At 59.5% G+C, this 24,686-nt stretch carries 25 protein-coding genes, 1 tRNA gene and 1 pseudogene; 15 read left to right on the plus strand and 12 right to left on the minus strand.

Annotation, left to right across the window (positions count from 1 at the left end; all coding sequences use genetic code 11):
- Positions 1-80: 80 nt before the first annotated feature.
- On the plus strand, positions 81-1,220 hold the full coding sequence (locus JIN81_RS02950) for an AraC family transcriptional regulator (RefSeq protein WP_200276166.1): 1,140 nt from the start codon (positions 81-83) through the stop codon (positions 1,218-1,220).
- Positions 1,221-1,246: 26 nt separating this feature from the next.
- Positions 1,247-1,738 carry a DUF3592 domain-containing protein gene (locus JIN81_RS02955; RefSeq protein WP_200276168.1) on the plus strand — a complete coding sequence of 164 codons (492 nt, stop codon included), beginning with the start codon at positions 1,247-1,249 and terminating at the stop codon, positions 1,736-1,738.
- A 5-nt stretch (positions 1,739-1,743) separates the two neighbouring features.
- Here the strand turns inward: JIN81_RS02955 and JIN81_RS02960 are convergent, their stop codons facing one another.
- Both JIN81_RS02960 and JIN81_RS02965 read right to left on the minus strand, forming a co-directional pair.
- Positions 1,744-5,196, minus strand: coding sequence for a pyruvate carboxylase (locus JIN81_RS02960; protein ID WP_200276170.1), 3,453 nt, complete (start codon positions 5,194-5,196; stop codon positions 1,744-1,746).
- A 229-nt stretch (positions 5,197-5,425) separates the two neighbouring features.
- Positions 5,426-5,656, minus strand: coding sequence for a S1 domain-containing protein (locus JIN81_RS02965; RefSeq protein ID WP_234044427.1), 231 nt, complete (start codon positions 5,654-5,656; stop codon positions 5,426-5,428).
- A 133-nt stretch (positions 5,657-5,789) separates the two neighbouring features.
- On the opposite strand from JIN81_RS02965, the gene JIN81_RS02970 reads away from it, so the two are divergent.
- The 5 genes from JIN81_RS02970 to JIN81_RS02990 all read left to right on the plus strand — a co-directional run bounded on the left by JIN81_RS02970 (position 5,790) and on the right by JIN81_RS02990 (position 9,764).
- The gene (locus JIN81_RS02970) at positions 5,790-6,200 is read left to right on the plus strand and encodes a hypothetical protein (protein WP_200276174.1); all 411 of its coding nucleotides are present in this window, start codon (positions 5,790-5,792) and stop codon (positions 6,198-6,200) included.
- 74 nt (positions 6,201-6,274) lie between these two features.
- Positions 6,275-7,153 carry a prephenate dehydrogenase gene (locus JIN81_RS02975; RefSeq protein ID WP_200276176.1) on the plus strand — a complete coding sequence of 293 codons (879 nt, stop codon included), beginning with the start codon at positions 6,275-6,277 and terminating at the stop codon, positions 7,151-7,153.
- Positions 7,146-8,504 (plus strand): 3-phosphoshikimate 1-carboxyvinyltransferase, encoded by a 1,359-nt coding sequence (gene aroA, locus JIN81_RS02980; RefSeq protein ID WP_200276177.1) that lies wholly within the window; start codon positions 7,146-7,148, stop codon positions 8,502-8,504. Before JIN81_RS02975 ends, aroA begins: the two co-directional genes overlap by 8 nt.
- Positions 8,501-9,148 (plus strand): (d)CMP kinase, encoded by a 648-nt coding sequence (gene cmk, locus JIN81_RS02985; RefSeq protein WP_200276179.1) that lies wholly within the window; start codon positions 8,501-8,503, stop codon positions 9,146-9,148. The genes aroA and cmk overlap by 4 nt, the downstream gene beginning before the upstream one ends.
- A gap of 10 nt (positions 9,149-9,158) precedes the next feature.
- The gene (locus JIN81_RS02990; protein ID WP_200276181.1) at positions 9,159-9,764 is read left to right on the plus strand and encodes a lysophospholipid acyltransferase family protein; all 606 of its coding nucleotides are present in this window, start codon (positions 9,159-9,161) and stop codon (positions 9,762-9,764) included.
- A gap of 121 nt (positions 9,765-9,885) precedes the next feature.
- On the opposite strand, the gene JIN81_RS02995 is transcribed toward JIN81_RS02990, so the two are convergent.
- The 3 genes from JIN81_RS02995 to rplM all read right to left on the minus strand — a co-directional run bounded on the left by JIN81_RS02995 (position 9,886) and on the right by rplM (position 11,590).
- Entirely contained in the window at positions 9,886-10,647 is a 762-nt protein-coding gene (locus tag JIN81_RS02995; protein ID WP_200276182.1) for an exodeoxyribonuclease III, read from the minus strand.
- An 80-nt stretch (positions 10,648-10,727) separates the two neighbouring features.
- Positions 10,728-11,132 (minus strand): 30S ribosomal protein S9, encoded by a 405-nt coding sequence (gene rpsI, locus JIN81_RS03000; RefSeq protein WP_200276184.1) that lies wholly within the window; start codon positions 11,130-11,132, stop codon positions 10,728-10,730.
- Positions 11,133-11,158: 26 nt separating this feature from the next.
- Entirely contained in the window at positions 11,159-11,590 is a 432-nt protein-coding gene (gene rplM, locus JIN81_RS03005; RefSeq protein ID WP_200276186.1) for a 50S ribosomal protein L13, read from the minus strand.
- A gap of 411 nt (positions 11,591-12,001) precedes the next feature.
- Between rplM and infA the strand changes: the two genes are divergently transcribed.
- Positions 12,002-12,238 carry a translation initiation factor IF-1 gene (infA, locus tag JIN81_RS03010; RefSeq protein ID WP_343217928.1) on the plus strand — a complete coding sequence of 79 codons (237 nt, stop codon included), beginning with the start codon at positions 12,002-12,004 and terminating at the stop codon, positions 12,236-12,238.
- A 90-nt stretch (positions 12,239-12,328) separates the two neighbouring features.
- Here infA and JIN81_RS03015 read toward each other — a convergent pair whose 3' ends face one another.
- Positions 12,329-13,102 (minus strand): segregation/condensation protein A, encoded by a 774-nt coding sequence (locus JIN81_RS03015; protein ID WP_200276197.1) that lies wholly within the window; start codon positions 13,100-13,102, stop codon positions 12,329-12,331.
- 106 nt (positions 13,103-13,208) lie between these two features.
- Here JIN81_RS03015 and JIN81_RS03020 point away from each other — a divergent pair, with 106 nt between their 5' ends.
- A complete protein-coding gene (locus JIN81_RS03020) occupies positions 13,209-14,828 on the plus strand; it encodes a hypothetical protein (protein WP_200276199.1) in 1,620 nt (539 codons plus the stop codon).
- A 19-nt stretch (positions 14,829-14,847) separates the two neighbouring features.
- On the opposite strand, the gene metF is transcribed toward JIN81_RS03020, so the two are convergent.
- Positions 14,848-15,756: a methylenetetrahydrofolate reductase [NAD(P)H] gene (gene metF, locus JIN81_RS03025; RefSeq protein ID WP_200276201.1), complete on the minus strand. Its 909-nt coding sequence runs from the start codon at positions 15,754-15,756 to the stop codon at positions 14,848-14,850.
- Positions 15,757-15,899: 143 nt separating this feature from the next.
- Here metF and JIN81_RS03030 point away from each other — a divergent pair, with 143 nt between their 5' ends.
- Positions 15,900-16,799: an EF-hand domain-containing protein gene (locus tag JIN81_RS03030; RefSeq protein ID WP_200276203.1), complete on the plus strand. Its 900-nt coding sequence runs from the start codon at positions 15,900-15,902 to the stop codon at positions 16,797-16,799.
- Between the two features lie 108 nt (positions 16,800-16,907).
- Here JIN81_RS03030 and JIN81_RS03035 read toward each other — a convergent pair whose 3' ends face one another.
- From JIN81_RS03035 to JIN81_RS03045, 3 genes are all read right to left on the minus strand, one after another.
- Positions 16,908-18,884 carry a fumarate reductase/succinate dehydrogenase flavoprotein subunit gene (locus tag JIN81_RS03035; RefSeq protein WP_200276205.1) on the minus strand — a complete coding sequence of 659 codons (1,977 nt, stop codon included), beginning with the start codon at positions 18,882-18,884 and terminating at the stop codon, positions 16,908-16,910.
- Positions 18,885-18,890: 6 nt separating this feature from the next.
- Positions 18,891-19,583 (minus strand): succinate dehydrogenase cytochrome b subunit, encoded by a 693-nt coding sequence (locus tag JIN81_RS03040; RefSeq protein ID WP_200276207.1) that lies wholly within the window; start codon positions 19,581-19,583, stop codon positions 18,891-18,893.
- Positions 19,584-19,701: 118 nt separating this feature from the next.
- A complete protein-coding gene (locus tag JIN81_RS03045; protein ID WP_200276209.1) occupies positions 19,702-20,046 on the minus strand; it encodes a hypothetical protein in 345 nt (114 codons plus the stop codon).
- A gap of 175 nt (positions 20,047-20,221) precedes the next feature.
- Between JIN81_RS03045 and JIN81_RS03050 the strand changes: the two genes are divergently transcribed.
- From JIN81_RS03050 to JIN81_RS03060, 4 genes and pseudogenes are all read left to right on the plus strand, one after another.
- Positions 20,222-20,298: transfer RNA gene (locus JIN81_RS03050), tRNA-Asp, on the plus strand.
- 300 nt (positions 20,299-20,598) lie between these two features.
- Positions 20,599-21,432 (plus strand): annotated as a pseudogene (locus JIN81_RS19690) (sulfurtransferase); the annotation flags it as partial.
- 273 nt (positions 21,433-21,705) lie between these two features.
- Positions 21,706-22,410 (plus strand): RluA family pseudouridine synthase, encoded by a 705-nt coding sequence (locus JIN81_RS19695; protein ID WP_484494631.1) that lies wholly within the window; start codon positions 21,706-21,708, stop codon positions 22,408-22,410.
- A gap of 31 nt (positions 22,411-22,441) precedes the next feature.
- Entirely contained in the window at positions 22,442-23,083 is a 642-nt protein-coding gene (locus tag JIN81_RS03060) for a hypothetical protein (RefSeq protein ID WP_200276213.1), read from the plus strand.
- Between the two features lie 10 nt (positions 23,084-23,093).
- Here the strand turns inward: JIN81_RS03060 and JIN81_RS03065 are convergent, their stop codons facing one another.
- Positions 23,094-23,606 carry a hypothetical protein gene (locus JIN81_RS03065; RefSeq protein WP_234044428.1) on the minus strand — a complete coding sequence of 171 codons (513 nt, stop codon included), beginning with the start codon at positions 23,604-23,606 and terminating at the stop codon, positions 23,094-23,096.
- Positions 23,607-23,608: 2 nt separating this feature from the next.
- Here JIN81_RS03065 and JIN81_RS03070 point away from each other — a divergent pair, with 2 nt between their 5' ends.
- Positions 23,609-23,965, plus strand: a complete 357-nt coding sequence (locus JIN81_RS03070; RefSeq protein ID WP_200276217.1) for an arsenate reductase family protein — start codon at positions 23,609-23,611, stop codon at positions 23,963-23,965.
- 16 nt (positions 23,966-23,981) lie between these two features.
- Here JIN81_RS03070 and JIN81_RS03075 read toward each other — a convergent pair whose 3' ends face one another.
- Positions 23,982-24,617 carry an RNA polymerase sigma factor gene (locus JIN81_RS03075; protein WP_200276219.1) on the minus strand — a complete coding sequence of 212 codons (636 nt, stop codon included), beginning with the start codon at positions 24,615-24,617 and terminating at the stop codon, positions 23,982-23,984.
- Positions 24,618-24,686: the final 69 nt, after the last annotated feature.

Consider the following 24,686-nt stretch of genomic DNA (forward strand, 5'->3'; position numbering starts at 1 on the left):
AAGGACCCCGTCTTTCCAAAATTGCGCTATTTGTTTTCGATATTGCGCAATCCGTTTCGAATCGAACAAAGTTCAGAGGCATGGGGAAACAGCGAACGATCGGGGTGTTGATGGACTTCTTTTCCGCCGACGTGGTGGAGGGAGCCGGTGCGTATGCGCGGCAGTATGACCTTCGCATTGACGCAAGGTGGAGCGTCAGGGCTGACTGGATGCCTTCGAATCCGGGGTGGGATGGCGCGATCCTTGGAATCGTGGATGCCGAGTCCTCGGTGGAGATGATTCATCAGATGGGCATTCCCAAGGTTCATTTGAGTTTGTGGAAGCGAAGGAGCGGGCCGCTGGTTCAGATCGATTTTGTGAATGTCGGTGTGCAGGCGGCACGCGAGTTCCGGGATTTGGGAATCAGGCGGGTGTTTGTGCTGACCAGCAGACTGGACCCTGTCGCAGTCCGTTGTTTTGCGGGCTTGAGACTGGAGGGGCGCAAGCTGGGGCTGGATGTCAGAGCCAGCGGTGCCTGGGAAACGGGCGATCGACCCGTTTTCCCCGACCGAGTGAGGGCGGTCGCCGGGGAGCTGAGTGAGCAATCCGAGGTCTGTGGCTGCTTCTCACCGCATGCAGGCGTGCTCTATTCACTGGTCGAGGAGTTGGAGCGTGTGAAGGTGAGTGTTCCGCGCGAGGTAAGCCTGATTACGGTGGATAAGGACATTCAGCGTACGAGTGAGCTCTCGGCGGTGCCTCTGACGGCGATTGCTCCGGACTACTGGCAGCAAGGCTACGAAGCGGCGCGGGTGGTCCATCGTCTGATGGACGGAAAACTTTCGAAACGGAGAATCCTGCGGATCAAGACCTTGCGGACGATTCGGAGGGACAGCACGGGGCAGTCATCCAGCAAGGACCCGATTGTGGCCAAGGTGCTCCACGGAATCCGGGTGCTGGGATTTGGTGAGCTGTCGGTGGAAGCCATCGTCAGGTATGCCGGGCTTTCGAGGCGTGCGTTGGAGCAGCGCTTCCGCCGCGAGGTGGGGAGAACCCTGCACGAGGAGATCGTGCAGCGGCGGATCAGGGAGGCCCAGCGATTGTTGCGCCAGTCGGACTACACGGTGGCGGAAATTGCGGATCACTGCGGGTACTCGGGAGTCCACTACTTTTCGACGGCCTTCAAGCGTGCGACCGGCTTGTCACCGAGCGCCTTCCGGAAAGGGCAGGAGGGGGTTGCCTGAACGCCAAGGTCGGATTAAGTCGGGGCATGGCGAATCAAACGACCGGAGCCAGACTATACCTGACGATGATTGGCCTCCTTCTCGCCACGGCGGGAGCGGTCTTCACCTGGTTGATGTGGCGTAGCTTCCATCGGGCAGGGGGGATCGACGGCTGGCCGCTGGTACCGTGTGTGATCGAGATTTCCGAAGTCGAAGAGCGGCGGGTCGATCCCGACCTGCCGCCGGAGTTCCGTTTCCTCATCGGCTACTCTTACGAATGGGATGATGAAACTTTAGAATCGGATCAGTTCAGTCTGCGTGGAGCATCATGGAGCAAGCGGCCGGAGGAAGCGAAGGCTCTCATGGAGTTCTATCCGGTGGGATCCGTCCACGAGTGCAGGGTGGATCCACTGAATGCGGAGAACGCCGTGATTCACCGTGAGTCGAAGGGCCCCGGCTACTCGATCTGGTTTCCCATGATCTTCGTAGTCGGGGGGCTCGGAGTCGTGGTGGGGGCCTGGCGCCGCAAGGCAGCCTGACTGGACTAGGCGTCGAGTTCCAGAAGCAGGTCGTCGCTGTCCACCTGATCGCCCTTCCGGACGAGGATGTCCTTGATCGTGCCGGCTCGAGTGGCGCTGACGGTGGTCAGCATCTTCATGGCTTCCAGAACGACGAGTTTTTCGCCTTCCTCGACCTGCTGGCCGGGTGAGACGGCGACTTCGGTGACCATGCCGGGCATCGGGGCACAAGCATGGGTGTCGTCCGCTGGGTCACCCTTCCGGCGTGCAGGCCCGTCACTTCCAGCCAGTGCCCGGTCGATGACGACGCTTTCACGCGGCATGCCGTTCAATTCGTAGAACAAGGTGCGGCGGCCTTCCTTGTCCGCCTCGCCGATCGACACCAGTTTGACGAACAGGGTCTTGCCCTGATCGATCTCGACCTCGATCTCCTCTCCGGACTGGAGTCCGTAGAAGAACGCGGGGGTGGGGAGACTACTGAGGTCGTCGTACTTTGCCTTGGTCTTGTTGAATTCATCAAAGACCTGGGGATACATCAGGTGCGAGTAGAGGTCGTTGTCAGAGGCCTCGCGCTTGAGGATGTCGCTGAGGTGCTCCTTGGTCTGCCTGAGGTTGATGGACGCGGCGAGTTCGCCGGGGCGTCGGGTTGTGGCCGGCTTCTGGTTCAGGACGACCTTTTGCACGTCGCTTGGCCAGCCGCCGTCGGGTTGTCCAAGTCCACCGGCAAGCATGTCGATGACGCTTTCCGGCCAATCGATGGAACCCGGTTTCAGCTTCGGCACGTCCGCGGCCTTGATGCCTCGGGTGATGAGGAACATGGCCATGTCGCCGACGACCTTGGAGGAGGGGGTCACCTTCACGATGTCGCCGAACAGTTGGTTGACGTCGGCATAGGTGCGGGCGATCTCGCGCCAGCGGTGGCCGAGTCCCATGGCGTTCGCCTGCTCCCGGAGGTTGGTATACTGACCGCCCGGCATCTCGTGCTCATAGACTTCCGCCGTGCCTGCGCGTGGAGCGGAGTTGAACGGCTCATATTGGTTGAGGGCCTCTTCCCAGTAGTCGGAGATGTCGTTCAGTGTGTCGAAGTCGAGTTGTGGATCGAGTTCGGAGTTCGCCAGCGAAGCGCAGACCGAGTTGAGGTTCGGTTGTGAGGTGGAACCCGACATCGAGGCCATCGCGAGGTCGACGATATCCACTCCGGCACGGGCGGCGGCAATGACGGAAGCCGCATTCAGGCCGGAGGTGTCGTGGGTGTGGAAATGGATCGGGATGCTGATCTCCTGCTTCAGCGCATGGACAAGATTGTAGGCGGCCTGGGGTTTGCAGAGGCCTGCCATGTCCTTGATGGCGAGGATGTGCGCCCCCATCTTCTCCAGTTCCTTGGCCTTCTTCAGGTAGTAGGACAGGGAGAATTTGTCGCGTTTCTCGTCGAGAATGTCACCGGAGTAGCAGAGTGCCGCTTCACAGAGCACCTTGCCGTGGTCCCTCGCGGCTTCCATGGCGACCTGCATGTTGGGCAGGTAGTTGAGGGAGTCGAAGATGCGGAAGATATCCATGCCGGAATCGGCCGAATGCTTCACGAAACCCGCGACGACGTTGTCCGGGTAGTTCGAGTAACCAACGGCATTCGACCCACGGAAGAGCATCTGGAAAAGAATGCCCGGGACCCTCTCGCGAAGCTGGCGGAGGCGTTCCCATGGACACTCCTTGAGGAAGCGCATGGCGGTGTCGAAGGTTGCGCCTCCCCACATTTCGAGGGAGAAGAGGCCCGGCAGTCCGCGGCTGTATGCGTCGGCGATACGGAGCATGTCGCGTGTCCGCATGCGGGTTGCGATGAGCGATTGATGGGCATCGCGCATCGACGTGTCGGTGATCAGAAGTCGTTTCTGATCCAGGATCCACTGGCTGAACTCTTCGGGTCCCTTTTCGAGGAGGACGTCGCGCGAGGAGGGCGGGGGATTTGCCGGCGTGGTGGGTTTGGGAACCCGAGGCTGGAGGATGATGGAAGAGGGTTTCCAGCCTTTGGCGGTGTCGTTGCCATTGATGGTGACATCGGACAGGTAGGAAAGCAGTTTGGTTGCGCGGTCGCGGCGGGGCTTGAACTGCATCAACTCGGGTTTCGAGTCGATCAGCTTGGTATGGGCCAGTCCGGCGCGGAAGGTGGAGTCCGCAATCACGTTCTCGAGAAACGGAATGTTGGTTTTGACCCCTCGGATGCGGAATTCGCGCAGTGCTCGATCCATGCGGACACAGGCGATGTCGAAGCTGCGTCCCATGGTGGTGAGCTTCACGAGCATCGAGTCATAGAAGGGGGTGATGACGGATCCTGCATCACCGGAGCCTGCGTCCAGACGGACGCCGAAGCCGGCGGCGGACCGGTAGTTCAGAATGCGTCCGTAGTCCGGAGCGAAATTCTTCGTTGGGTCTTCCGTGGTGATCCGGCATTGAATGGCATAGCCGTTGCAGGGGATTTCATCCTGAGAAGGGATGGCGATCTCCGGGCTGTCGAGGGCGAAGCCTTTGGCGACAAGGATCTGTGACCGAACCAGGTCGATACCTGTCACGCACTCCGTGACGGTATGCTCCACCTGGATGCGGGGGTTCATTTCGATGAAGAACCAGTCCTTCTGGTCCATGTCATAGAGGAATTCGACGGTGCCTGCGTTGTCGTAGCCAATGCCCTTTGCGAGGGCGACGGCAGCCGCGCAGAGTTCTTCCCGAACCTTGGGGTCGAGGTCGATGGAGGGAGCGATCTCGACCACCTTCTGGTAGCGGCGCTGGACGGAGCAGTCGCGCTCGTGGAGGTGGACGACGTTGCCGTGCTGGTCCCCGAGGATCTGGACCTCAATGTGCTTGGCTTTGGCTATGTAGCGCTCGAGGAAGACTGCTGGATTTCCGAAGGCATTCTGGGCTTCGTCCTGCGCTTCGGCGAGGAGGCCGGCCAGTTCGCTTTCCTTCTTCACGACCCGCATGCCGCGGCCGCCTCCACCGAAGGCCGCCTTGATGATGAGAGGAAACCCGATCTCGCGTGCGACCGTGATCGCGGTGTCTCGATCGGTAATCGCATCTTCAGTGCCGGGCAGGACCGGGACATCATGGGCCTTGGCCAGCTCGCGGGCTGCTGTCTTGTCGCCCATTTTTTCCAAGAGCTCGGGGGATGGTCCCACGAAGGTGATGCCTTCCCGGGCACAGGCCCGTGCGAAGTCAGGATTCTCGGAGAGGAAACCGTAGCCAGGGTGGATGAGGTTCACTCCACGTGCCTTGGCGAGTGAAACGATTCCTTCAAAGTCGAGGTAAGCTCCTACCGGGCCCTTTTCTTGATCGAGGAGGTAGGCTTCATCGGCTTTGAAGCGATGGCGTGAGAACCGATCTTCCTCGGCGTAAATCGAAACGGTTTGCAGGCCAAGCTCGTTGGCGGCGCGAAAAATTCGGATGGCAATTTCGCCACGGTTGGCGGCGAGGAGCTTATCGGGCTTCATGTGACCGAGTTTCTAGTAGTTCGAAGGGTGGGGGGCCAAGGGGAAATCTCGCCCATTCCCACGAGGGAAAAAACTTCGACGAAATGCAATTTGAGTGTTGACGGATGCTAGCGCCCGGTTATTTATCCGGCGTCGCGACAAATTGTAGGCGGCCCGGTTGAAAGCACCTTTGGTTTATGGGTTTTTCCAGAGGAGGATCGATCGGGCCGCTTCTTTTTTTGTCCATTGGTCAGGCTGACTGTGGGTCCGGCTGGATGGCCGCGATTCTTGCGGAGTCAAAGTCGAATGGGGTGAGTTCAAGGGTGACCTGATCGCCGACCTTGGCGGTGGCTTTCGCTTCGGAGAGTTCCTTGGAGAGGTGTCCGAGGCTCAATTTCCCATTCGGGAGCCGAACTTGGTAGAGTTCAGGTTTGAGGACCCGCGTGACATCCGCGGTCGCGATGATGGGAGCTTCATACATGGGCGAGTAGCTAACGTGGAGCGCCTCGGGACGCAAGTGTGACACTCGCTCGACAGCGGCTTGACCTTCGGCGCTTCGGAACTAAGACTCCATACCTCCTGCACCTGCAGGTTCCCCTAAACAGATCTCATTCATGAAAGCAGCCTCTCTTCTTTCCACGGCGGCCCTCGCGGCTCTCGTCGCTTCCTGTACTCCTTACGACGAGACACCACCACCTACGCCCGGGCCGGATGTGGCTCAGAACGATCCGAATGCAAAGCCCCCTGGTGAAGGCACCGAAGCTGACCCTTCGATCGCAGGTGGAACCGGGACGGCGACCGACACCCCGACTCCGACTGCGCCACCACGCACGGATGACCCCACTCCGCCGAAGCCGGATCCCAAGCCAAGCATGCAGGTGGCTCGCCCCGTCCCAGGAAAGCCGGGCTTCGTATTCAGCCCGTTCAACAACAAGCTCATCGATGTGAAGGGGATCCCAAGTGGCACACTCGTTCAGGATCCCACCTATCCACCTGAAGAGAAAAAGTATTTCCGCGTGCCTTGATGCGTTTCGGTTGAGCACTCATTGTTTCGAGCCGGACCATGGGTCCGGCTCCTTTGTTTCTGAATCCGGGGAACTTGAAGAGTATCAATAAAGTCGCGATCCTCGGAGGGGGGTTGCTCGGTGGGTCGCTGGCATTGCGTCTGGAAGGTCGGGCGCGCTACTCGCTTTGGGCCCGTCGTGAGGCTTCGGTCGCGGAAGCACACGGACTTGGGATCGTCGGCGCCACGGCGAGTCTCAGTGAGGCAGTCGCCGAGGCCGACCTGGTGGTGCTCAGTGTCCCGGTCGGTGCGATGCCCGGCTTGCTGGAGCAGGCGGTGGCTGCAGGATTGCCTGCATCGGCACTTGTGACCGATGTGGGGAGCGTGAAGCGGGTGGTTCATCAATCGATGAAGGCTGTCATCGAACATGCCGGGCTCAGGTTCATCGGGGGGCACCCCATGGCAGGATCGGAGTCACGGGGGGTGACGGCGGCCCGGGCAGATCTGTTTGACGGCGCGGCGTGTCTATTGACCGATGACGAGCAGGTCGGGGAATGCTGGACGAGGGCGCTCGAGAATTTCTGGGTGGATGTCGGCTGCCGGGTTCGTTGGATGAATTCGGAGGACCACGATGCGTTGGTTGCAAGGATCAGCCATTTTCCCCATGTGATGGCGGCGGCGACGGCGGATGTTGCATTGGTGAATCCGGCGGATGCCCGCTACGGCGGGGGTGGTCTGAGGGATACCACGCGGGTTGCCGGTGGCGATGCGGCGATGTGGGCGGAGATTCTGTTGGAGAACCGTGGTGCGGTCGCGTCTTCGCTTCGCGCGGTCGTTGGATCGCTCGGTGATGTGCTTGCCATGTTGGAAAAGGGCGATCATGAAGCCCTCCTCGCATGGCTGGAGGATACGCAGGGCCGTTACCTTCTTGCCCGGGCGGCAAAGCAAGATGAAGCAAGCAGATCCCATGAGTGAATTTCGTGTGCAGCCAATCCAGAACTTTGAGGTCGACCTCGAGGTGCCCGGAGACAAGAGCATGTCCCATCGCGCAGCAATGATTGCTGGTCTCGCCGAGGGGGAGTCGTTGATTTCCGGCTTTCTTCCCAGTGAGGACTGTCTGAACACCTTGTCGGCAATGAAGTCCTGTGGGGTGAAGGTCGCCGTCGAGGAGGAAATGGAAGGGTTCGGGCCGACCCGGATGAGGATTGCCGGCAAGTCCATGAAGCTGGATGCGCCAGCGGCTCCCATTGATTGCGGGAACTCGGGAACCGGGATGCGGCTGTTGGCGGGGATGCTCGCAGCCCAGTCTTTCGAGTCCGAGCTGTTTGGCGACGAATCACTTTCCTCGCGACCGATGGGTCGGATCATCGATCCGCTTGGTGAGATGGGTGCGACGATCGAGTCGAAGGGGGCGAAGCCGGGTTGTGCTCCGATCCGCCTGATTCCCTCCAAGATGAAGCCGATTCACTACGAGCTGCCCATGGCGAGTGCTCAGGTCAAGAGCGCGGTCCTGTTGGCGGGCTTGTTTTGTGAGGGGAGGACAACGGTCGTTCAACCGGCCACGACCCGGGATCATACGGAGCGGATGCTTGAGGCATTCGGTGTTGATGTCGGAAGTGAGGGCAACACGATTTCGATCAAGGGAGGGCAGGTGCCTCAGGCTCGGGAGTTTCATGTTCCCGGTGATATTTCCAGTGCGGCCTTCTGGCTGGTGGCTGCAGCCGCCCGACCGGGAGCTCGTCTGGTGGTCAGGCGGGTCGGTCTGAATCCGACCCGAACCGCGATCCTCGATGTGCTTGAAAGGATGGGCGCCACGGTCATTCGTCGACCTCTGGGTGGAATGGCGGGAGAAGTCATGGGCGATGTCGAGGTGCATGGCGCGCAGTTGCACGGCACCGATCTCGAGCGCTCGGAGATTCCCAATCTGATCGACGAGATCCCGGTGATTTGTGTTGCCGCTGCCTTGGCCAAAGGGGTGACCCGCATCCGTGATGCGCGGGAACTGCGGGTGAAGGAGACCGATCGGGTCGCCACGACCGTCGCAAATCTCCGTGCGATGGGAGGCAGGATTGAGGAGTTCGAGGACGGAATGGAGGTTGAGGGCGGCCATCCGCTGAAGGGCGCGGAGATGAAGAGCTACGGGGATCATCGTATTGCGATGGCCTTCGCGATCGCGGGTCTGTTTGCCGAGGGGGAGAGCCGTATTCTTGACACCGCATGTGTCAATACCTCGTATCCGTGCTTTGCTTCGCAACTCGCGGCAGTCTGCCGCGAATCGACTGATCCAGCGGACTATTGTTTCCCCATTCGACGCCAAGATTCATGAGTGACCATGTAGCCATCGCCATCGACGGCCCTGCCGCATCGGGCAAGAGTACGCTTGCCAGGCAGCTGGCCGCCAAACTGGACCTGATCATGGTCAATTCGGGTGAGATGTATCGTGCGGTGACCTGGAAAGTTCTTCAGGACGGAATTGATCCCAAGGATGCCGAAGCGGTGATCGCGGCACTGGTCGAGATGGATATCGAGTGTTCGGTGGCCGAGGGTCGATCCGTGGTCCGGCTGGACGGCCGACGAACGGGAGATGAGCTGCGCAGCGAGGCTGTGAACGGGTCGGTCTCTGCAGTGGCGGCGATTCCAGAGGTTCGGAATCGCTTGGTGGAGATGCAGCGTGGTTTTCTGGAGTTTGGCAATGTGATCATGGAGGGAAGGGACATTGGTACGGTGGTTTTCCCCGATACGCCCTTCAAGATCTACCTGGATGCGGATGCTGGCGTCAGGGCGGGGCGTCGTGTTGCCGTGGGGGAGGTCGATTCCGTGGAGGATCGTGACCGGGAAGACAGCCGGCGGAAGACCGCGCCGCTTCAGGTTGCCGCCGGAGCTGCCATCCTCGATACCTCGGGCCACACGATCGAAAGTGGCACGGAAGCCGCTCTTGAGCTTCTTCGTGAACAGGGACTGAAACTTTAATTGAACCGCGATGCGTTGGATTTACTGGGTGGGATGGCTGCTGTTCCGGAGTGCTTTCCGTTCTCTGTTCGGGCTTCGGATTCGTGGTGCGGAGCATCTTCTGACCGAAGGGCCGGTCCTCGTGGTGTCGAATCACGAGAGCTTTCTGGACCCTCCATTGATCGGCACTCTGTACGCCGATGAGATGCACTTCCTCGCCAGAAAATCCTTGTTCAAGGGGCCGGCCAAGTGGGTTTACCGGCAGTGGAACTCGGTGCCAGTCGACCAGGAGAAGCCCGACATGAGCAGTCTGAAGACGATCATCCGCCTGCTGAAACAAGGTCAGCGGGTGCTCGTGTTTCCGGAGGGTGCCCGCACCCAGGATGGTTCGCTGGGCGAAGCGCAACCGGGGGTCGGATTGATTGCGGTGAAGGCGGGAGTTCCGATTCAGCCGATTCGGATTCGTGGAGCACGGGAGGCGCTGCCTCGCGGAGAGGCGAGGCTCAAGTTCGCGCGGATCGAAGTCCACATCGGCGAGCCGATCGTACTGACCAAGGAGGATCTCCGGGAGGCCAAGGGAAAGGCGGGTTACAAGCAGGTGGCGGATCGTCTCATGGCGGCCATCGCCGACCTGTAACCGATCCATATCCGAATCCTTCTAGCCCCTGCTTTGATCTGGTGGCGGGGTGTTTTGGCACCTCGGGCTGAGGACTCGACGTCAGCCGGGCTCTGGGTGGCCTTGATGATGGGAGGGCGCGTTAGCTCCACTCCATCGCCACGGGGCAGTGGTCGGATCCCATGACTTCGGGTAGAATCGAGGCGTTCTTCATGCGATCAATCGCATCGTTCGACACGCCGAAGTAGTCGATTCTCCATCCGACGTTCCGACCTCGTGCGCCTCCGCGGTAGCTCCACCACGAATACGCTTCCGTGGTGTCCGGGTGGAAATGTCGGAAACTGTCGGTGAATCCCGAGTCAAGGAGCTGGCTGAAACCTGCTCGCTCTTCATCGGAGAATCCGGCGCTCTTCCGGTTTGCCGCGGGGCGGGCCAGATCGATCTCCTGGTGGGCCACATTGAGATCACCGCAGAAGATCACGGCTTTTCCTGATTCACGAAGTCCAGTGAGGAACTGACGGAAAGCCTGATCCCATTCCATGCGGTACGGAAGACGACGTAGTTCATTCTGCGCATTGGGCGTGTAGACGTTGACCAGATGGAAGTCTTCGAATTCCAGCGTGAGGACCCGCCCTTCGGTGTCGTGCTCATCGATCCCGATTCCCCGGCTGACGGAGAGCGGTTCGGTCCGGCTGAAGGTGGCGACCCCTGAGTAGCCGGCCTTTTGGGCAGAGTTCCAGTAGTCCTTGTAGTTTCCGAATTCGAGGGGGAGTTCGACCTGCTCGGGGCGTGCCTTCGTTTCCTGAAGACACAGGATGTCAGGGGCGTGGGAGGCGAGCCATTCCGGCAAGCCCTTGTCGAGGCAGGCACGGATTCCGTTGACGTTCCAGGAAACGAATTTCATGGGCTGAAGATGTGGAAATGAAAAAGGCCGTGCAACCCTGAGGTGCACGGCCTTTTGGAAATCGGAATGGGGTCCACTGATTAACGCTTCGAGAACTGGAAGTTCTTGCGTGCGCCAGGTTGCCCGGCCTTTTTGCGTTCCTTCATGCGAGGGTCGCGACGAAGGAAGCCGTGAGGCTTGAGCTCTCCCCGAAGTTCGGAGTCGAACTGGGTCAGTGCGCGGGCTGCAGCGTGGCGGATGGCACCAGCCTGTGAGTTGAGTCCACCACCCTTGACGCTGATGCGGAGATCGAACTTCTTCGCAAGGCCTGCCTGCTGGAAGGGGGCAAGAACCGTGTTCTGAAGTTGAAGGGTGGGGAGGTAGTCCTCGAACGAACGACCGTTGATGGTGATGGCTCCGGTGCCTTCGGTCATGTTGATCCGGGCGACGGAGGTCTTACGGCGTCCGGTGGCGGACAAGGTGGCTTTGGCTGCTGCTGCGCTCATTGAATTGAAAGTTTAGAATGAAAAAATCATGCAACCTCGTGGACTTCCGGCTGCTGGGCTTCGTGAGGGTGTTCGGTGCCAGCGTAGACCTTCAGTTTGCCCATCTGAGCGCGACCGAGGCGGTTCTTGGGAACCATGCCACGAACGGCACGCTCGATGAGGAGAATGGGGCGACGCTTGCGGACCATGCGAGGAGTCTCGACCTTCTGGCCGCCGACATAACCGCTGAAGCTGGTGTAGATCTTCTCGCGCTCCTTGTTGCCCGAGAAGCGCACCTTGTCGGCATTGATCACGACCACGAAATCACCGGTATCGATGTGTGGGGTGAAGATCGCCTTGTGCTTGCCACGCAGAAGGCGGGCAGCCTCAACGGCAACTTGACCGAGGATCTTGTCTTCGGCATCGATCACATACCACTTGCGCTCGACGTCGGTCGGTTTGGCGGAAAAAGTCTTCATGGTGTTGGCAGATGGGCTTCCGGGTGTTCTGAAACGGTGGGGAAAGTGCCCCTACGCGGAAGGGCGGGCAAGCTAGGGAGACGCCCTAAGGGTGTCAATCGGAAATCCTGAAAGAAAATCGACGTTTCTCGGGGGCTGGCGAGATGGGTGTTTCAGGTTTGTTAAATAAAACCCATTTTCGTGAACTCGAACGGCTCTCAGGCAGGAATGGTGGGTTGTCGGTCATGGGGGGGCGCACGAATGACGGTCGGTTTTTGGAATTGATTCCGAATCTCCTATCTCTAAGAGTCCGCCCGGGCGCTTCCATTTCTAGGAAGTGTCCGCAGTAATCTAATGAGTAACGGTAATCGAAGAAGACGCGGCGGTCGCCGTGGAGGTGGTGGCAGAAGGCGCCGAAATCACGAACGGAAGGTGAAGCCCTCGGATGGAAACGACGAGGAGAAGTCCGTGGAAGTGGAGGGAACCATCACTTCGGTGCTCGCGGGCACGCAGTTCCGAGTCCAGCTTCAGAGTGGCCACGAGGTCTTGGCCCACATTTCCGGAAAGATGCGCAAGCGCTTCATTCGCTTGGTCATCGGTGACCGCGTGAAGATGGAGATGTCGCCCTATGACGTCACCAAGGCGCGGATCACCTTCCGCTTGGGCTGAAGGGCCCTACACTGTTTCCCTGCGACGCAGGGAAAGGAGGCAAGGCAGCAGGTGACCCCGTCACTTCGCTGCCTTTCTTTTGGCCTGGGACTACGATTGCTCGTCGACGGTGATCTCGATTTCTTCGAGATTTGCGGCATTGTCCCTCCGCTCGAGTTCGATTTCTCCGAAAACGCCCCTTTGGCGGATCATGAACTGGTTCATTTTCATGAGTTCGAGGATGGCGAGGAAGGTGACGATGACTTCCGGCTTGCTGGCGGCTGAAGCGAACAGTTCATCGAAGCGGGCCGCCTGACCCGGTGCAAAGGTGTTGAGAAGCAACTCGATCTTGTCGGCAACCGTGAAGCGGTCATCGACGATGTCCCCCAGGTCGTGGGACTCCTCGAAGCGCTTCAGCACATTCTGGAACGCGCGGATGAGGTCGAAGATGGAGACCTCGGCAAGAGGGGCGGGGTCGGGATCGACTTCCTGCGGTTCGGGCTGCAAAGCGAAGCGGTCCTCCTGCTCGACCTCCTTTTGGCTCAGGAATCCGGCGGCATCCTTGAATTTCTTGTACTCGATCAACTGGCGGATCAGCTCCCAGCGAGGATCATCCTCCTCGGCATCCTCCTCCGGAGGTTGTTCCTGTCTTGGCAAGAGCGTGCGGCTCTTGAGGTACATCAGATTCGCCGCCATGACGATGAACTCGGCGGCGAGGTCGATGTTGAGCATGCGGAAGGTTTCGATGTAGTCGAGATACTGACTCGTGATTCTCGCGATTGAGATATTCTGGATGTCCACTTCATCCTTCTTGATGAGGTAGAGCAGCAGATCGAGTGGTCCTTCGAAGATTTCGAGTCGGACTTTGTAGTCATCACCTTCCACGCCCGTCTGCCTACGGGAAGAGAGGGACCGGGGCTAGGCAAATTTGCCTCGCTTGTCACGGGAGGGCTCGCTCTAATTCGGGCCAGCCCTCGAGAGGGTCCGATGTATGGAAGCTCAGGAATCCCAAGACTTCAATCAGCGCCTCAGCCAGTGGATCGCCAGCCAAGGATTCTGGTTTCAACTGAGGCACTCGCTTTCGAGCGGTGGTGGCTGGTCGGGGGCGTTGTTTCACCTGCTGCGGATGGGGTTCAAGGTCCTGCTGCTGATGGTCGTCATCGGTTTGGGTTTCGGATACTACCTCGTCAAACGGGTGGATTCGCAGGCGTTCCGCGATGGGATTGTCGAGGGTCTGGGTGAGACCATCGGAGCCGAGAAGACCGAGGTGTCGGGATTCAAGCGGATCCAAGGGAAGGCGATGATTCGTCGTGTGGGTGCCGAGGGCGGCGAGCAGAGTTTTTTCGAGTCCTTGGAAGCTCGATACCTGACTTTTGACATGGGGATGCTGGATGGTGTGCTCAAGGAATGGGATGCAGGGGTCATCGAGTGCAACCAATTGGATGTGGAACTCAAGGCGGGGGCCAGTTCGGCGGAGGCGGCCAATTGGGCGGCCGAGTCATTTTTTGCGAGGGATCCGAACTTTCTCCTGCGCGGGATTGAATCGACCACAACGAGGATCAGTTGGGGCTATTTCGAACGGGCCTACGGAGGGATACGGGGCAGTAAAATGACGGCCAACCGGGTGGGCGATGGATGGAGATTCGGCTTCAAGGGGGGCACCTTTTCCCAGAACTGGATGCGGGACTTCAAGATCGAGGACCTTGTGGTTTACTGCAGTCCGGATGGAGGGATGGTGGTCGAGAAGGGGGAATTTGCGGCTGGGGACGGGAAAGTCGAATTCCGGAACGTGAAGGCTGTGGGTGGGGAGCGACCGGTGCTCTCGGGGTCGATCTTGTTCTCACGCGTGCCGCTCAGGGAAATTCTGCCCGGTCACCTGGAGACCGTGGTGTCGGGAACCGTCTCCGGGGAGTTTGAGATCGGAGGGTCAACGAACTCCGCTGAAGGGGTGACCTTCGCCGGCCGGGTGGAGTTGGACGGCAGAGACACGATTTCGGTGCGCAGGGGGTTCCGTCTTTTTGAGGCCCTCGACGTGGTCGATGTCTTCAATACCTACCGTCGCGTGGACTTTGATGAGGGTGGTTTTGACCTGAAGACAGGGCGGGGAGTCCTGGAGCTGTCAGGACTGGATCTGACGGCATCCGGATTGATGAGCATGCAGGGACGGATGACGATCCGTCGTCCTGAAGGAGATGAGATCGAGCGTCTCGTCGGAGGGGCTGACGCGGTTGACGGAGCGATGTCGGGTCTCGGGGTCGACAAGGAGAGTGAGTTGACGATGACGCTGAAGAAGGCGGCAGAAGCGGAGAAGAAGGCTGAGACCGGCGAGAATGTGGACGAAGAGAACGAGAAGTTTTTCTCCGAGATGGGAGAAGCACGTCGACTTCGCCGTGAGCAGATGGAACGCACGCGCAGGGCCTTTCTGTTTGAGGGAGGCGTTCGGATCATGATCCCGGGCGATGCCTTCGAGAGGTCACGGGTGCTGCGTGAACGCTTCCCGGTGGATCAGGCGACCGGCCAGATTGGTATCGACGTGCCTCTGGAGGGAACTCTCAACGAACTCACGACCCAGCTTGCCGAGGAAATTCTTCGGCTGGGAACGGTGGACTGATATCTGCCGGGCCCCGCTTTCAGCCCTTGGCCGGGCTCATGCCCATGCTGGCGTAGATTTCGCGAGTCGCCCCGCTCTTGTTCAGCGTGTAGAAGTGGATGCCGTCGACGTCATGGTCGAGGAGCTCGACGCACTGCTGGGCAGCATAGTGGACGCCGACCTTTTCCACGGCGTCCGGGTCATCGCCGGCCCGCTCGAGCGCACGAATCAACTTTGCCGGAAACCGCGCACCTGCGGCCAGATCCGCCATGCGGCGCATCCCCTTGGTTGTGGTGACCGGCATGATGCCCGCAAGAATGGGAACATCGATCCCAGCCAGGCGGCACCGATCACGAAAGTCGAAGAAGTCGTGGTTGTCGAAGAACAGCTGGGTGCAGATGTAATCCGCGCCGGCGTCGACTTTCGCCTTCAGATGATCGAGCTCGACCAGTCGGTTGGGAGTCGCGGGGTGGCCCTCGGGAAAGCCTGCGACGCCGATGCCGAAGCCCCGGGGATCAGGATGGCGTCCGGATTCGTTGAATCGTTTGATGAAGGCCACCAGGTCCGCGGCATGGCGAAACGGCGTGTCTGACCAATCGTAGTCCGGCCAGTCCTTGGGCGGGTCGCCTCGGAGGGCAAGGATGTTGCTGACGCCTGCTTCCGCGTAGCGGATCAGAATCTGTTCGATTTCTTCCTCCGAGTGGCCAACGCAGGTGAGGTGGGGAACCGGTGAGGTCTTGGTGGTCTGCTTGATGCGCACGACGAGATCATGGGTGGCGTCACGCGTGCTTCCCCCTGCACCGTAGGTCACGGAAACGAAGGAAGGATCGTAGGCCTCAAGGTCGACGATGGTTTGGTAGAGGGCTTCCCAAGCCGAATCGCTTTTTGGCGGGAAAAACTCGAAGGAAAAGGTTGGGCGGCGTGCCGCAAGGATGTCTTGAATGTGCATGGTCGCGCGTCGGCCGTCATCATCAGGCGGTTGGCGGGGATCAGGCTACCAAAAAGTGGGGGTCAACCCGCAACCATTGCCGGCTGTCCGGGTTTACAAGGTCGGGTGGCGTTCACTTTGAATCATCGACCCAAACAAATGCCATGAAATCATCGTTCTTGATCAGTCTCGCTCTTGTTGCTTTTGGAGTCGCCGATGCGGAGGTCCCGGGCAACAAGGATGGGGAACGTCGTCCTCAGGGGCAGCGTCCACCGGGTGAAGGAGGTCGGAGGAGCTTTGCCGATTTCGTGAAGAAGGCGGATACCGATGGTGACGGCAAGGTCTCGCGCGCGGAATTCATGGTCCTTGAGAGGCTCGCCAAGTTGAGTGAGCAGCAAAGAGGGGAAATGTTCGAGCGGCTCGACAAGAACGGTGACGGCTTTGTCGATGCCGTCGAAGTGAGGGTTCCGGGCCGATCTCCCGGCGGAAAAGGGGAAGGACTTCGCTTGCCGGAACTCGATCAGGACAAGAGCGGTTCAGTCAGTTACGAGGAGTTCCTGCAAAGCGAGTTCGTACAGCGGATCCCGGAAGAGCGGCGACGTGGATTTTTCGAACGCTTGGACCGCAACGGAGATGGCGTGCTTTCGCCCAAGGACCGTTTCGGGGGACGGATGGGTGGTGGAAGGGACAAGGGGCCAGGTGGCCCGGGTGGACGCCGTCCGGATGCTCCGCGACCCGACATGGCAGAGCGTTTTGAAACCATGGATTTGAACAAGGATGGTGTGGTGGACTTCGAGGAGTTCAGGCAAGCACCGGGTATGGAAGGGCGTAGCGAGGATGCTCAGGAAGATCGGTTTGAGGAATTGGACCGGAATGGCGACCTGAAACTTCAGCGGGATGAATTCAAGAAGCCGCAAGGCGCCCCGGGGAGCGATCCTCGGAGGGGGCGCCCTCAAGGAGGATTGGAACGCGGCGAGCGACCGGAGGGAGTCAAGGCACCCAAGGACGGGCGTGGGCCGAAGCCTGATCGGGAACGCCCTGCCATGGAGCAGCCGGACGCGTAAGATTGGCTGGATTGGTTTCGGCGAAGGGATTCGCCAAAGCAAAAAGACCGAGTGGCTGAGCCACTCGGTCTTTTCGTTTGATTCGGTCGCTGTCCCTTGAGCCTGCGCTTACTTGTAGGATCGGACGGATGGCTTCACCGTCTCCCATTTCAGCTCCTCTTTGTGCAGTGTCGGGGCTTCGCCGACTCCTTTGAACTCCCAAGCGGACACGTGGCAGAACTGGTCGTCGTGGCGTTTCGCCTCACCTGGAGAGAGGTAGCCGGACTTCACCTCTTCGTCGGCTTCGGTGTATTGGTGCTCTTCGCGGAAGTGACCGCCACACGATTCTTCCCGTTCCCGGGCGTCGAGGCACATCATCTCTCCAAATTCGATGAAGTCCGCCACACGCCCGGCTTTTTCGAGTTCCATGTTGAGTGAATTGCCACTGCCGGTGACCTTGACGTTCTCCCAGAATTCCTCGCGGATTTGAGGGATTTTTTCCAGAGCCTCGGTGAGGCCCTCCCGATTCCGGGCCATCCCGCACTTGTCCCACATGGTGAGTCCGAGTTCACGGTGGAACGAATCCACTGATCGCTTGCCGTTGATGCTGAGGAACTTCTTGGTCCGATTGGTGACTTCTTCGGTAACCTTCTTGAATTCGGGGTGGTCCGTGGTCACGGCCCCCGGAGTCTGGGTCGAGAGATAGACTGCGACGGTGGAAGGGATCACGAAGTAGCCGTCGGCAAGACCCTGCATGAGGGCGGAGGCTCCAAGTCGATTCGCGCCGTGGTCCGAGAAGTTGGCCTCGCCGAGGACGTGCAGGCCCGGAAGGTTGGACATCAGGTTGTAGTCCACCCAGAGGCCTCCCATCGTGTAGTGGACCGCAGGATAGATCTGCATCGGCAGCTGGTAGGGGTTCGTGCCGGCGATCTTCTCATACATCTGGAAGAGGTTGCCGTAGCGTGCCCGGATCGTGTCCTCGCCGAGGCGATTGATCGAATCCCGGAAATCGAGAAACACACCGAGGCCGGTCTTGGCGACACCGCGACCTTCGTCGCAGACTTCCTTGGCAGAGCGCGAAGAAATGTCCCGCGGCGACAGGTTGCCGAATGACGGGTATTTCCGCTCCAGGTAGTAGTCCCGGTCGTCTTCGGCGACGGTATTCGGATCGAGTTCTCCCTTGCGGATCTTTTCCGCGATCTCCACGGATTTCGGGACCCAGATCCGGCCGTCATTGCGGAGCGATTCCGACATCAGGGTGAGCTTCGACTGGTAGTCGCCGCTGACGGGAATGCAGGTGGGGTGAATCTGCGTGTAGCAGGGGTTGGCAAAGAAGGCTCCCTTCTTGGCCGCACGCCAGGCTGCGGTGACGTTGCAGCCCATGGCATTGGTCGAGAGGAAGAAGACGTTGCCGTATCCGCCGGTGGCGAGGAGAACGGTATCGCCCGCATGGGAGGATACCTCGCCGGTGACCATGTCACGAACGACGATGCCCTTGGCGTGGCCGTCCACGACCACGAGGTCGAGCATCTCCGTCCGCGGATACATTTCCACACCGCCATTGGCGATCTCCTTGTTCAGTGCCTGGTAGCAACCGATGAGAAGCTGTTGGCCGGTTTGCCCAGCGGCATAGAACGTCCGTTTCACCTGGGCTCCACCGAACGAGCGGTTGTCGAGCAGGCCTCCGTATTCGCGTGCGAATGGGACTCCTTGGGCGACGCACTGGTCGATGATGTTGTTCGAGACTTCCGCGAGGCGGTAGACGTTGGATTCACGCGAGCGGAAGTCGCCACCTTTGATGGTGTCGTAGAACAGGCGATAAACGGAGTCGCCATCGTTCTGGTAGTTCTTTGCCGCATTGATCCCGCCCTGTGCGGCAATCGAGTGCGCGCGTCGGGCGCTGTCCTGGTAGCAGAAGCACTTCACCTTGTAGCCGAGCTCCGAAAGAGTCGCGGCGGCGGCACCACCAGCAAGACCGGAACCGACGACGATGACGGTGAACTTCCGCTTGTTGGCGGGGTTGATGAGCTTCGAGTCCTGCTTGTGCTTCGACCACTGCTGGTCGAGCGGTCCGGACGGTGTCTTGGCGTCGAGAATGTTGGACATGATTTCTTAGGAGCCGAAGTTGAAGAATAGAATGGAAACCGGGATGGAAACGAAACCGACCCAGATGACTATGGCGTAGCCGATGCTCAGTGCATCAAGCATCGCCGCGCTTTTGTTGGAGCGGAGGCCCAGCGTCTGGAACATCGATTGGACCCCGTGGCTGAGGTGGGAACAGAGCAAGGTCATGGCGACAATGTAGAACAGGACGACGAGCCAGTTCTGGAATCCAACGATGACCATCTGATGCGGGCTTTCAGCCGCGATCCGCGCAAGTTCGGGATCCGTGCGGACAGTAAAGTGAAGGATGTGGAAGATCACGAAGGCCAGAATGGTGAGACCGCTCCACACCATGATGAGTGAGGATTTCTTGGCCTGGATCACGGCCTTGTTTTCGTAGCTCTGGCGAGCGCTCTTGTTTCGCCTCGTCAGAGAAATGGTCGCGGCGACGTGGATGACCAGACAGGCGAGCATGATGACGCGGAAGATCCAGATGCCAGCTCCATGGAGCATGTGATGGAGGAACTCCGCGTAGGCATCGAATGCCTCGGGGCCGGCATAGATGAGCATGTTTCCTCCCAGATGGCCGGCGAGGAAAAGAGTGAGGACGACACCGGTGAGCGCCACCAGCAACTTCTTGCCGATGGTGGAGTGCCAAATCCGCGAAATGATCGGGAGTTTGCAACAAGAGGATGAGTTCATTGGCTGAATCGAGGTAACGAGATTCGTTCGGACTGAGGGTTATGAGTAGAGCTCGTGGCGCGCAAGTGGAGAGTCTCCATGTCGGAGGAAATGCAGCAAATTCGATCAATGATGCCCATTAGAACGGCTTGAACTGTCCCAGGTAGGTGGCAAAGGCAGCGATCACGAGACAAATGGAAACGAGGGCAGCGGGGGAAAGCACCTTTCGTTTGGCCAGCACGGGAGCGACTCCCAGCGCCAGCCAGAGGAGGATCTTCGTGTGCCACCATCCTCCAGACTTCACCAGGTCCATCGAAAACACCATGTGAAGGCCGACCAGGAGCAGGAGAAGCAGGGAGACCCCGTGCAGGATGGAGGCGAACTTTTTCTTCTCCTCACTAGGTCCGAGGCAGATGGCACCAAGGGAGCCGACAACGCCGAAAGCGGCGATCACATGAATGAGGGTGAAGTATCGTGGGTCCATGACAATGAATGTGGACAACAGCTGGTTTCCGGCAAGTGAAACATGGTGTCGGGAGGCTCGGTTTCGGTCGTCTTTTGGAGGGTTGTCTACTGGAGTGAAATTTTCTTCAAAATGATGTTGCACGCGACGGGCGAGCTACCTAGCTTCCGCCGCACGCCGCAAGGCGGACCGCTTCGGAGCGGTAGTTCAGTTGGTTAGAACGCCGGCCTGTCACGCCGGAGGTCGCGGGTTCGAGTCCCGTCCGCTCCGCCACTTTTGCCCCGTGATTCCTTTGGAATCCGGGGCTTTTTCTTGTCGCGAGTCCGGGCTTAAGAAGAGGCGGCGTTTCCACGGTTGGCTGACATCTCCTTCCATCGTCGATGGTAGCAATGTTTCCTGGTTTCTTACCCACGAAGGGCGCCCCCTCGCTTTCCCGTTTCGCGGCCCGAAGATCGGGAAAGGAATCACCAATTTTCGATGGTCAATCGTTTTGTGCCTGTTGAAGATCGCGCCCTGCCGAACATCCACGCTCCCAGCCTCCGGGCAGGAAGCGTCGTCAACAGATCAACGACAGTGTCCCAGATAACGAATATTTCCGCTTACCATTTCACCGCCCTCACCGGGCTGAAGGAGATGCGCCAGCGATTGCTGGACTTCTGCAAGGCGAACGACCTGAAAGGCACGATTCTGCTGGCTCCGGAAGGGATCAATCTTTTCGTCGCCGGAAAGCACCTGGCGATTGAGGAGTTGGTGTTCGAGCTCCGGAAGATGCCGGGTCTGGGCAATCTCCATCCCAAGTACAGCCAAAGTGCCGAGCAACCCTTCAACCGCATGCTGGTACGATTGAAGAAGGAAATCATCGCTTTCGGAGTGGATGGGATCGATCCCGGTGTCCACACCGCACCCCGGCTGAGCGCGGCGGAATTGAAGCAATGGCTGGATGAGGGGAAACCGGTGGTCCTCTACGACACGCGGAACGATTACGAGGTCAAGCTTGGCACGTTCAAAGGAGCGTTGCCTGCCGGGATCAATCACTTCCGGGATTTTCCCGAGGCGGTGGGCCGGCTCCCGGATGAAATGAAGGACGCCCCTGTGGTGACATTCTGCACGGGGGGGATCCGCTGTGAGAAGGCCGCCCCGTTCATGGAGAGGATGGGCTTCCGCAATGTTTACCAACTGGAGGGCGGGATCCTGAAATATTTTGAGGAGGTCGGCAGTGACCACTACGAGGGAGAGTGTTTTGTCTTCGACCAACGGGTCGGGGTCGATCCCGCACTGCGGGAGTCCGGTTCGGTGGTCTGCTTTGCTTGCCAAACCCCTCTAACAGCTGAGGAGGCGGACGATCCACGCTACGTGGTGGGTGAGTCATGCCCCTACTGCTTCCGTAGTGATGAGAGCAAGCGGGCGGAGCGGATCGCGGCACGGCAGGCGAGGATTGAGGCTGCTGCGGATCCTCTGCCAGGCAGCATGCCATACGACAATCGAAAGCCCATCCGCATCCCGGGGGCTCAGGACGGGCTGACATTGATCGATGCTCTGGACGGCATGTTTCCCCATTTCGGCCGGGACAAGTGGCTGAAGCGTTTGGAGAACCATCGGATTGTGGGACCTGAAGACGAAGTGGTCGGAGCGGACCGCATTGTAAGGGGAGGGGAGCAGTATGTCCGACTTCTGCCCGGGATGGTGGAACCCGATGTCAGTGCAGGAATTCGGGTGATCGACGAAGACGAGGCCTTGATCGTCCTTGACAAGCCCGCGCCGTTGCCAATGCATCCATGCGGTCGCTTCAATCGAAACACGTTGGAGTATCTGCTTCGCATGGCTTCTCATCCGGAGGTGCCTCGTCCGGTGCACCGTCTCGATGCGAATACCTCGGGGGTGGTGGTTTGTGCGAAGACGAGGCACTTCGGACGGATCGTTCATCCCCAGTTTGAGAACGGCGAAGTCGAGAAATGCTATCTGGCCCGGGTCCACGGAGCACCTGACGAAGATGAGTTCACACTGGATGCACCCATTTCCACGGAACCGACCGAACTCGGTGCCAGGGAGATCGACGAAGTCAACGGCGTGCCGGCACGCACCGAGGTGGAAGTCGTGAAGCGCTGTGAAGATGGAACGACTCTGCTTTTCGTCCGGCCTCTGACCGGTCGGACCCACCAGATCCGGATCCATCTATGGGCGGCGGGCTGGCCGATTGTCGGCGACCCGGTCTACTTGCAGGATCAGCGCCGCGGCGAGATCCAGACGTTGACGCCCCGTGAGCCCAAGATGTGTCTCCATGCGTGGACGATCGCGCTGCGCCATCCGATCTGCGGTGAAAAGGTGAGCTACAGTGCTCCCGCGCCAGGTTGGTTCGACGTCGAGCTTCCGTCGGCGAAGGGTTGACTTGACGATGGAGCTTTGTCGGGATGCGTCCATGAAGATCTTATCGTTGCTGCTGGTCGCAGGGTTGCTGTGCGGAGCCGTACAAGGACGGGAGTTCAAGGGGAAGAACGGCAAGGTCATCGAGGCGGAGATCGTTTCCAAGTCGCCGGGCAAGGTGATGCTCAAGCTCGAGAACGGAAAGGAGGTGGAGGTGCCCGTGGGGTCGCTTTCCGAGGCAGATCAACTCTATGTGGCGGTCTGGGAGTCTCCGGAAGACCGGACCAAGAGGCTCAAGGCGGTCAAGCTGGACGAAGCACTTGAGGCGCAGGGATTCATCCCCCTGACGGTCACTTTGGAGGAAGGGCAGATGTTTGTGTCGGTCAATGCCGACGGTCAGGCCCTCAAGTTGCTGATCAGTCATCAGAACGACCAGCCGGTCCTGCGGAAGTCATCGGTCGATGAGAAAGGGCTGAAGCTCAAGCCCGTGGAGGGCGGTGGCCAGATCCTGGGCACTTGTTCGCCGGATCTTGTCGGTGCGGGGGACGAGCGCGGGATCAAGAATCTCGAATTTCTTGTCGCGGACCTGACCAACATGCCCGCGGGAATCGACGGGATGATCGGTGGCCAGGTCTTCGTCGACCATTCGGCAAGGCTGGACTTCCTGACGAAAAGGCTCTGGCTGAAGGTCGACTAAGCGGGTGACGCTACTCGATCTCGGTCACCAGCTGTCCGGTCTCCGGGAGGGTCGTTCCCACGGAGGCACCCAGCAGCGATTGGTAAAGCCGGCTGCTGGGAGTCAGTAGAGTGACTTCACGGCCATCGAGGACGACTTCGAGCCCGCCCGACGCGGGTGCGAGGAGGAAGTGCTGCGTTTCATCGTCGTCGAGTATCTCGACCAGGGCGCCGGGCTCGACCGTGTCGGATGCCTCGAAGTCGGGAGGTTCAAAGGATTTCAGCAGGCGCAGGGCCTCGGTCATTTCCTCCACCTGTCTGGCCTGTCCGGATGCCAGGTAAGAGGCTTCAAGACTACGGGTATCGTATTTGCTTTCCGCCTTGGCATCCGGGTCCGTGGCGGCCGCGTGGGCGTCGCGGGCAGCCTGCGCGAGTCGATTCAACTGTTGTTCCAGTTGGTCGCGAATGTGGTCTAGGAGTTCGGCCTTGAAGCTCATCGGGATGGGTGAAGCCTTGCGTGTTTTCCCGGCCGGGGCAAGATCCACCCATGACGAAGGTCTATATCTACAAGAGCTGTGATTCCTGCCGCAAGGCGGTCAAATGGCTTCGGGCGAATGGGGTGCCGTTCGAGGAACTGGCGATCCGTGAGACGCCGCCGACCCGGGGCGAGCTTCAGTCGATGCTGAAGAGCCGGGGTGATGAACTACGGGCTCTTTTCAATACCTCGGGCCGTGATTACCGCGAGCTTGGGTTGAAGGACAAAATCGGCGCGATGACTTTTGAAGAGGCCGCCGAGCTGCTGACCGGCAATGGGAACCTCGTGAAGCGGCCGTTTGTCATCGGGGATGGAGTCGGCTTGGTCGGCTTCAAGGAAGCTGAGTGGGTCACTGCGCTTGGAAGCTGACGACTCGCGGAGGATTTCAGTAGCCCAGCATGTGGCCCAGCTTGTCCCTGAGGGCTGAGCGGGCCCGGAACATCAGGCTCTTCACTGATGCCACCGATACGCCGAGGACCTTGCCGATCTCTTCGTAGCTGAGGGATTCGTAAGCATAGAGGATGACCGCCATGCGTTGGGATTCCGGAAGTGAGGCGATGACCTCGTCGATCTCCTGATGGGCTTCCCACTGGGCGACCTCGGCATCAGGCTCCGTGCGGCTCTCTGCAGCCACTTCCTGACCACTCGCTTCCTGACGCTCGTCGCGTGATACCTCCTTGCGCCGCGACCGCCGTCTGGACTCGTTGTAAACGAGGTTCCTGGCAATGGTGTAGAGATAGGTGGTGAATTTGGCATCCGGCTTCCAACGTTTGGCATGCTTCCAGACGCGGAGGAATGTCTGCTGGGCGAGATCCTCGGCTTCGGTCGGGTCCCGCAGCATCTTTGCGATCGTTCCAACGACCGCATGTTGATGACGCTCGACAAGCTCGCGGAAAGCGCGCTCGTCACCCTTTGCAATCTGACGCATCAGCGCCACATCGACGGCATTGCTGTCGGTGTCTTGCTGAATGTCGGGCTCCGGCATTTCGAGGAAGCGAGGGGTGATCGTGAGCGCTCTCATGCTCTATGGGATCAACCGCAATGCGAGGAGGAAGTTGCGCACGTCGAAGAGATTTCGTGCGCATGAACA

The organism is Haloferula rosea (genome assembly GCF_016595525.1).
Lineage (GTDB): Bacteria > Verrucomicrobiota > Verrucomicrobiia > Verrucomicrobiales > Akkermansiaceae > Haloferula > Haloferula rosea.

Bases quoted from the DNA above. Each gene is read 5' to 3' on its own strand.
- JIN81_RS02950 (WP_200276166.1), top strand. From the start codon at position 81: ATGGGGAAACAGCGAACGATCGGGGTGTTGATGGACTTCTTTTCCGCC.
- JIN81_RS02955 (WP_200276168.1), top strand. From the start codon at position 1,247: ATGGCGAATCAAACGACCGGAGCCAGACTATACCTGACGATGATTGGC.
- JIN81_RS02960 (WP_200276170.1), bottom strand. From the start codon at position 5,196: ATGAAGCCCGATAAGCTCCTCGCCGCCAACCGTGGCGAAATTGCCATC.
- JIN81_RS02965 (WP_234044427.1), bottom strand. From the start codon at position 5,656: ATGTATGAAGCTCCCATCATCGCGACCGCGGATGTCACGCGGGTCCTC.
- JIN81_RS02970 (WP_200276174.1), top strand. From the start codon at position 5,790: ATGAAAGCAGCCTCTCTTCTTTCCACGGCGGCCCTCGCGGCTCTCGTC.
- aroA (WP_200276177.1), top strand. From the start codon at position 7,146: ATGAGTGAATTTCGTGTGCAGCCAATCCAGAACTTTGAGGTCGACCTC.
- cmk (WP_200276179.1), top strand. From the start codon at position 8,501: ATGAGTGACCATGTAGCCATCGCCATCGACGGCCCTGCCGCATCGGGC.
- JIN81_RS02990 (WP_200276181.1), top strand. From the start codon at position 9,159: ATGCGTTGGATTTACTGGGTGGGATGGCTGCTGTTCCGGAGTGCTTTC.
- JIN81_RS02995 (WP_200276182.1), bottom strand. From the start codon at position 10,647: ATGAAATTCGTTTCCTGGAACGTCAACGGAATCCGTGCCTGCCTCGAC.
- rpsI (WP_200276184.1), bottom strand. From the start codon at position 11,132: ATGAGCGCAGCAGCAGCCAAAGCCACCTTGTCCGCCACCGGACGCCGT.
- rplM (WP_200276186.1), bottom strand. From the start codon at position 11,590: ATGAAGACTTTTTCCGCCAAACCGACCGACGTCGAGCGCAAGTGGTAT.
- JIN81_RS03020 (WP_200276199.1), top strand. From the start codon at position 13,209: ATGGAAGCTCAGGAATCCCAAGACTTCAATCAGCGCCTCAGCCAGTGG.
- metF (WP_200276201.1), bottom strand. From the start codon at position 15,756: ATGCACATTCAAGACATCCTTGCGGCACGCCGCCCAACCTTTTCCTTC.
- JIN81_RS03030 (WP_200276203.1), top strand. From the start codon at position 15,900: ATGAAATCATCGTTCTTGATCAGTCTCGCTCTTGTTGCTTTTGGAGTC.
- JIN81_RS03035 (WP_200276205.1), bottom strand. From the start codon at position 18,884: ATGTCCAACATTCTCGACGCCAAGACACCGTCCGGACCGCTCGACCAG.
- JIN81_RS03040 (WP_200276207.1), bottom strand. From the start codon at position 19,583: ATGAACTCATCCTCTTGTTGCAAACTCCCGATCATTTCGCGGATTTGG.
- JIN81_RS03045 (WP_200276209.1), bottom strand. From the start codon at position 20,046: ATGGACCCACGATACTTCACCCTCATTCATGTGATCGCCGCTTTCGGC.
- JIN81_RS19695 (WP_484494631.1), top strand. From the start codon at position 21,706: ATGGTGGAACCCGATGTCAGTGCAGGAATTCGGGTGATCGACGAAGAC.
- JIN81_RS03060 (WP_200276213.1), top strand. From the start codon at position 22,442: ATGAAGATCTTATCGTTGCTGCTGGTCGCAGGGTTGCTGTGCGGAGCC.
- JIN81_RS03070 (WP_200276217.1), top strand. From the start codon at position 23,609: ATGACGAAGGTCTATATCTACAAGAGCTGTGATTCCTGCCGCAAGGCG.
- JIN81_RS03075 (WP_200276219.1), bottom strand. From the start codon at position 24,617: ATGAGAGCGCTCACGATCACCCCTCGCTTCCTCGAAATGCCGGAGCCC.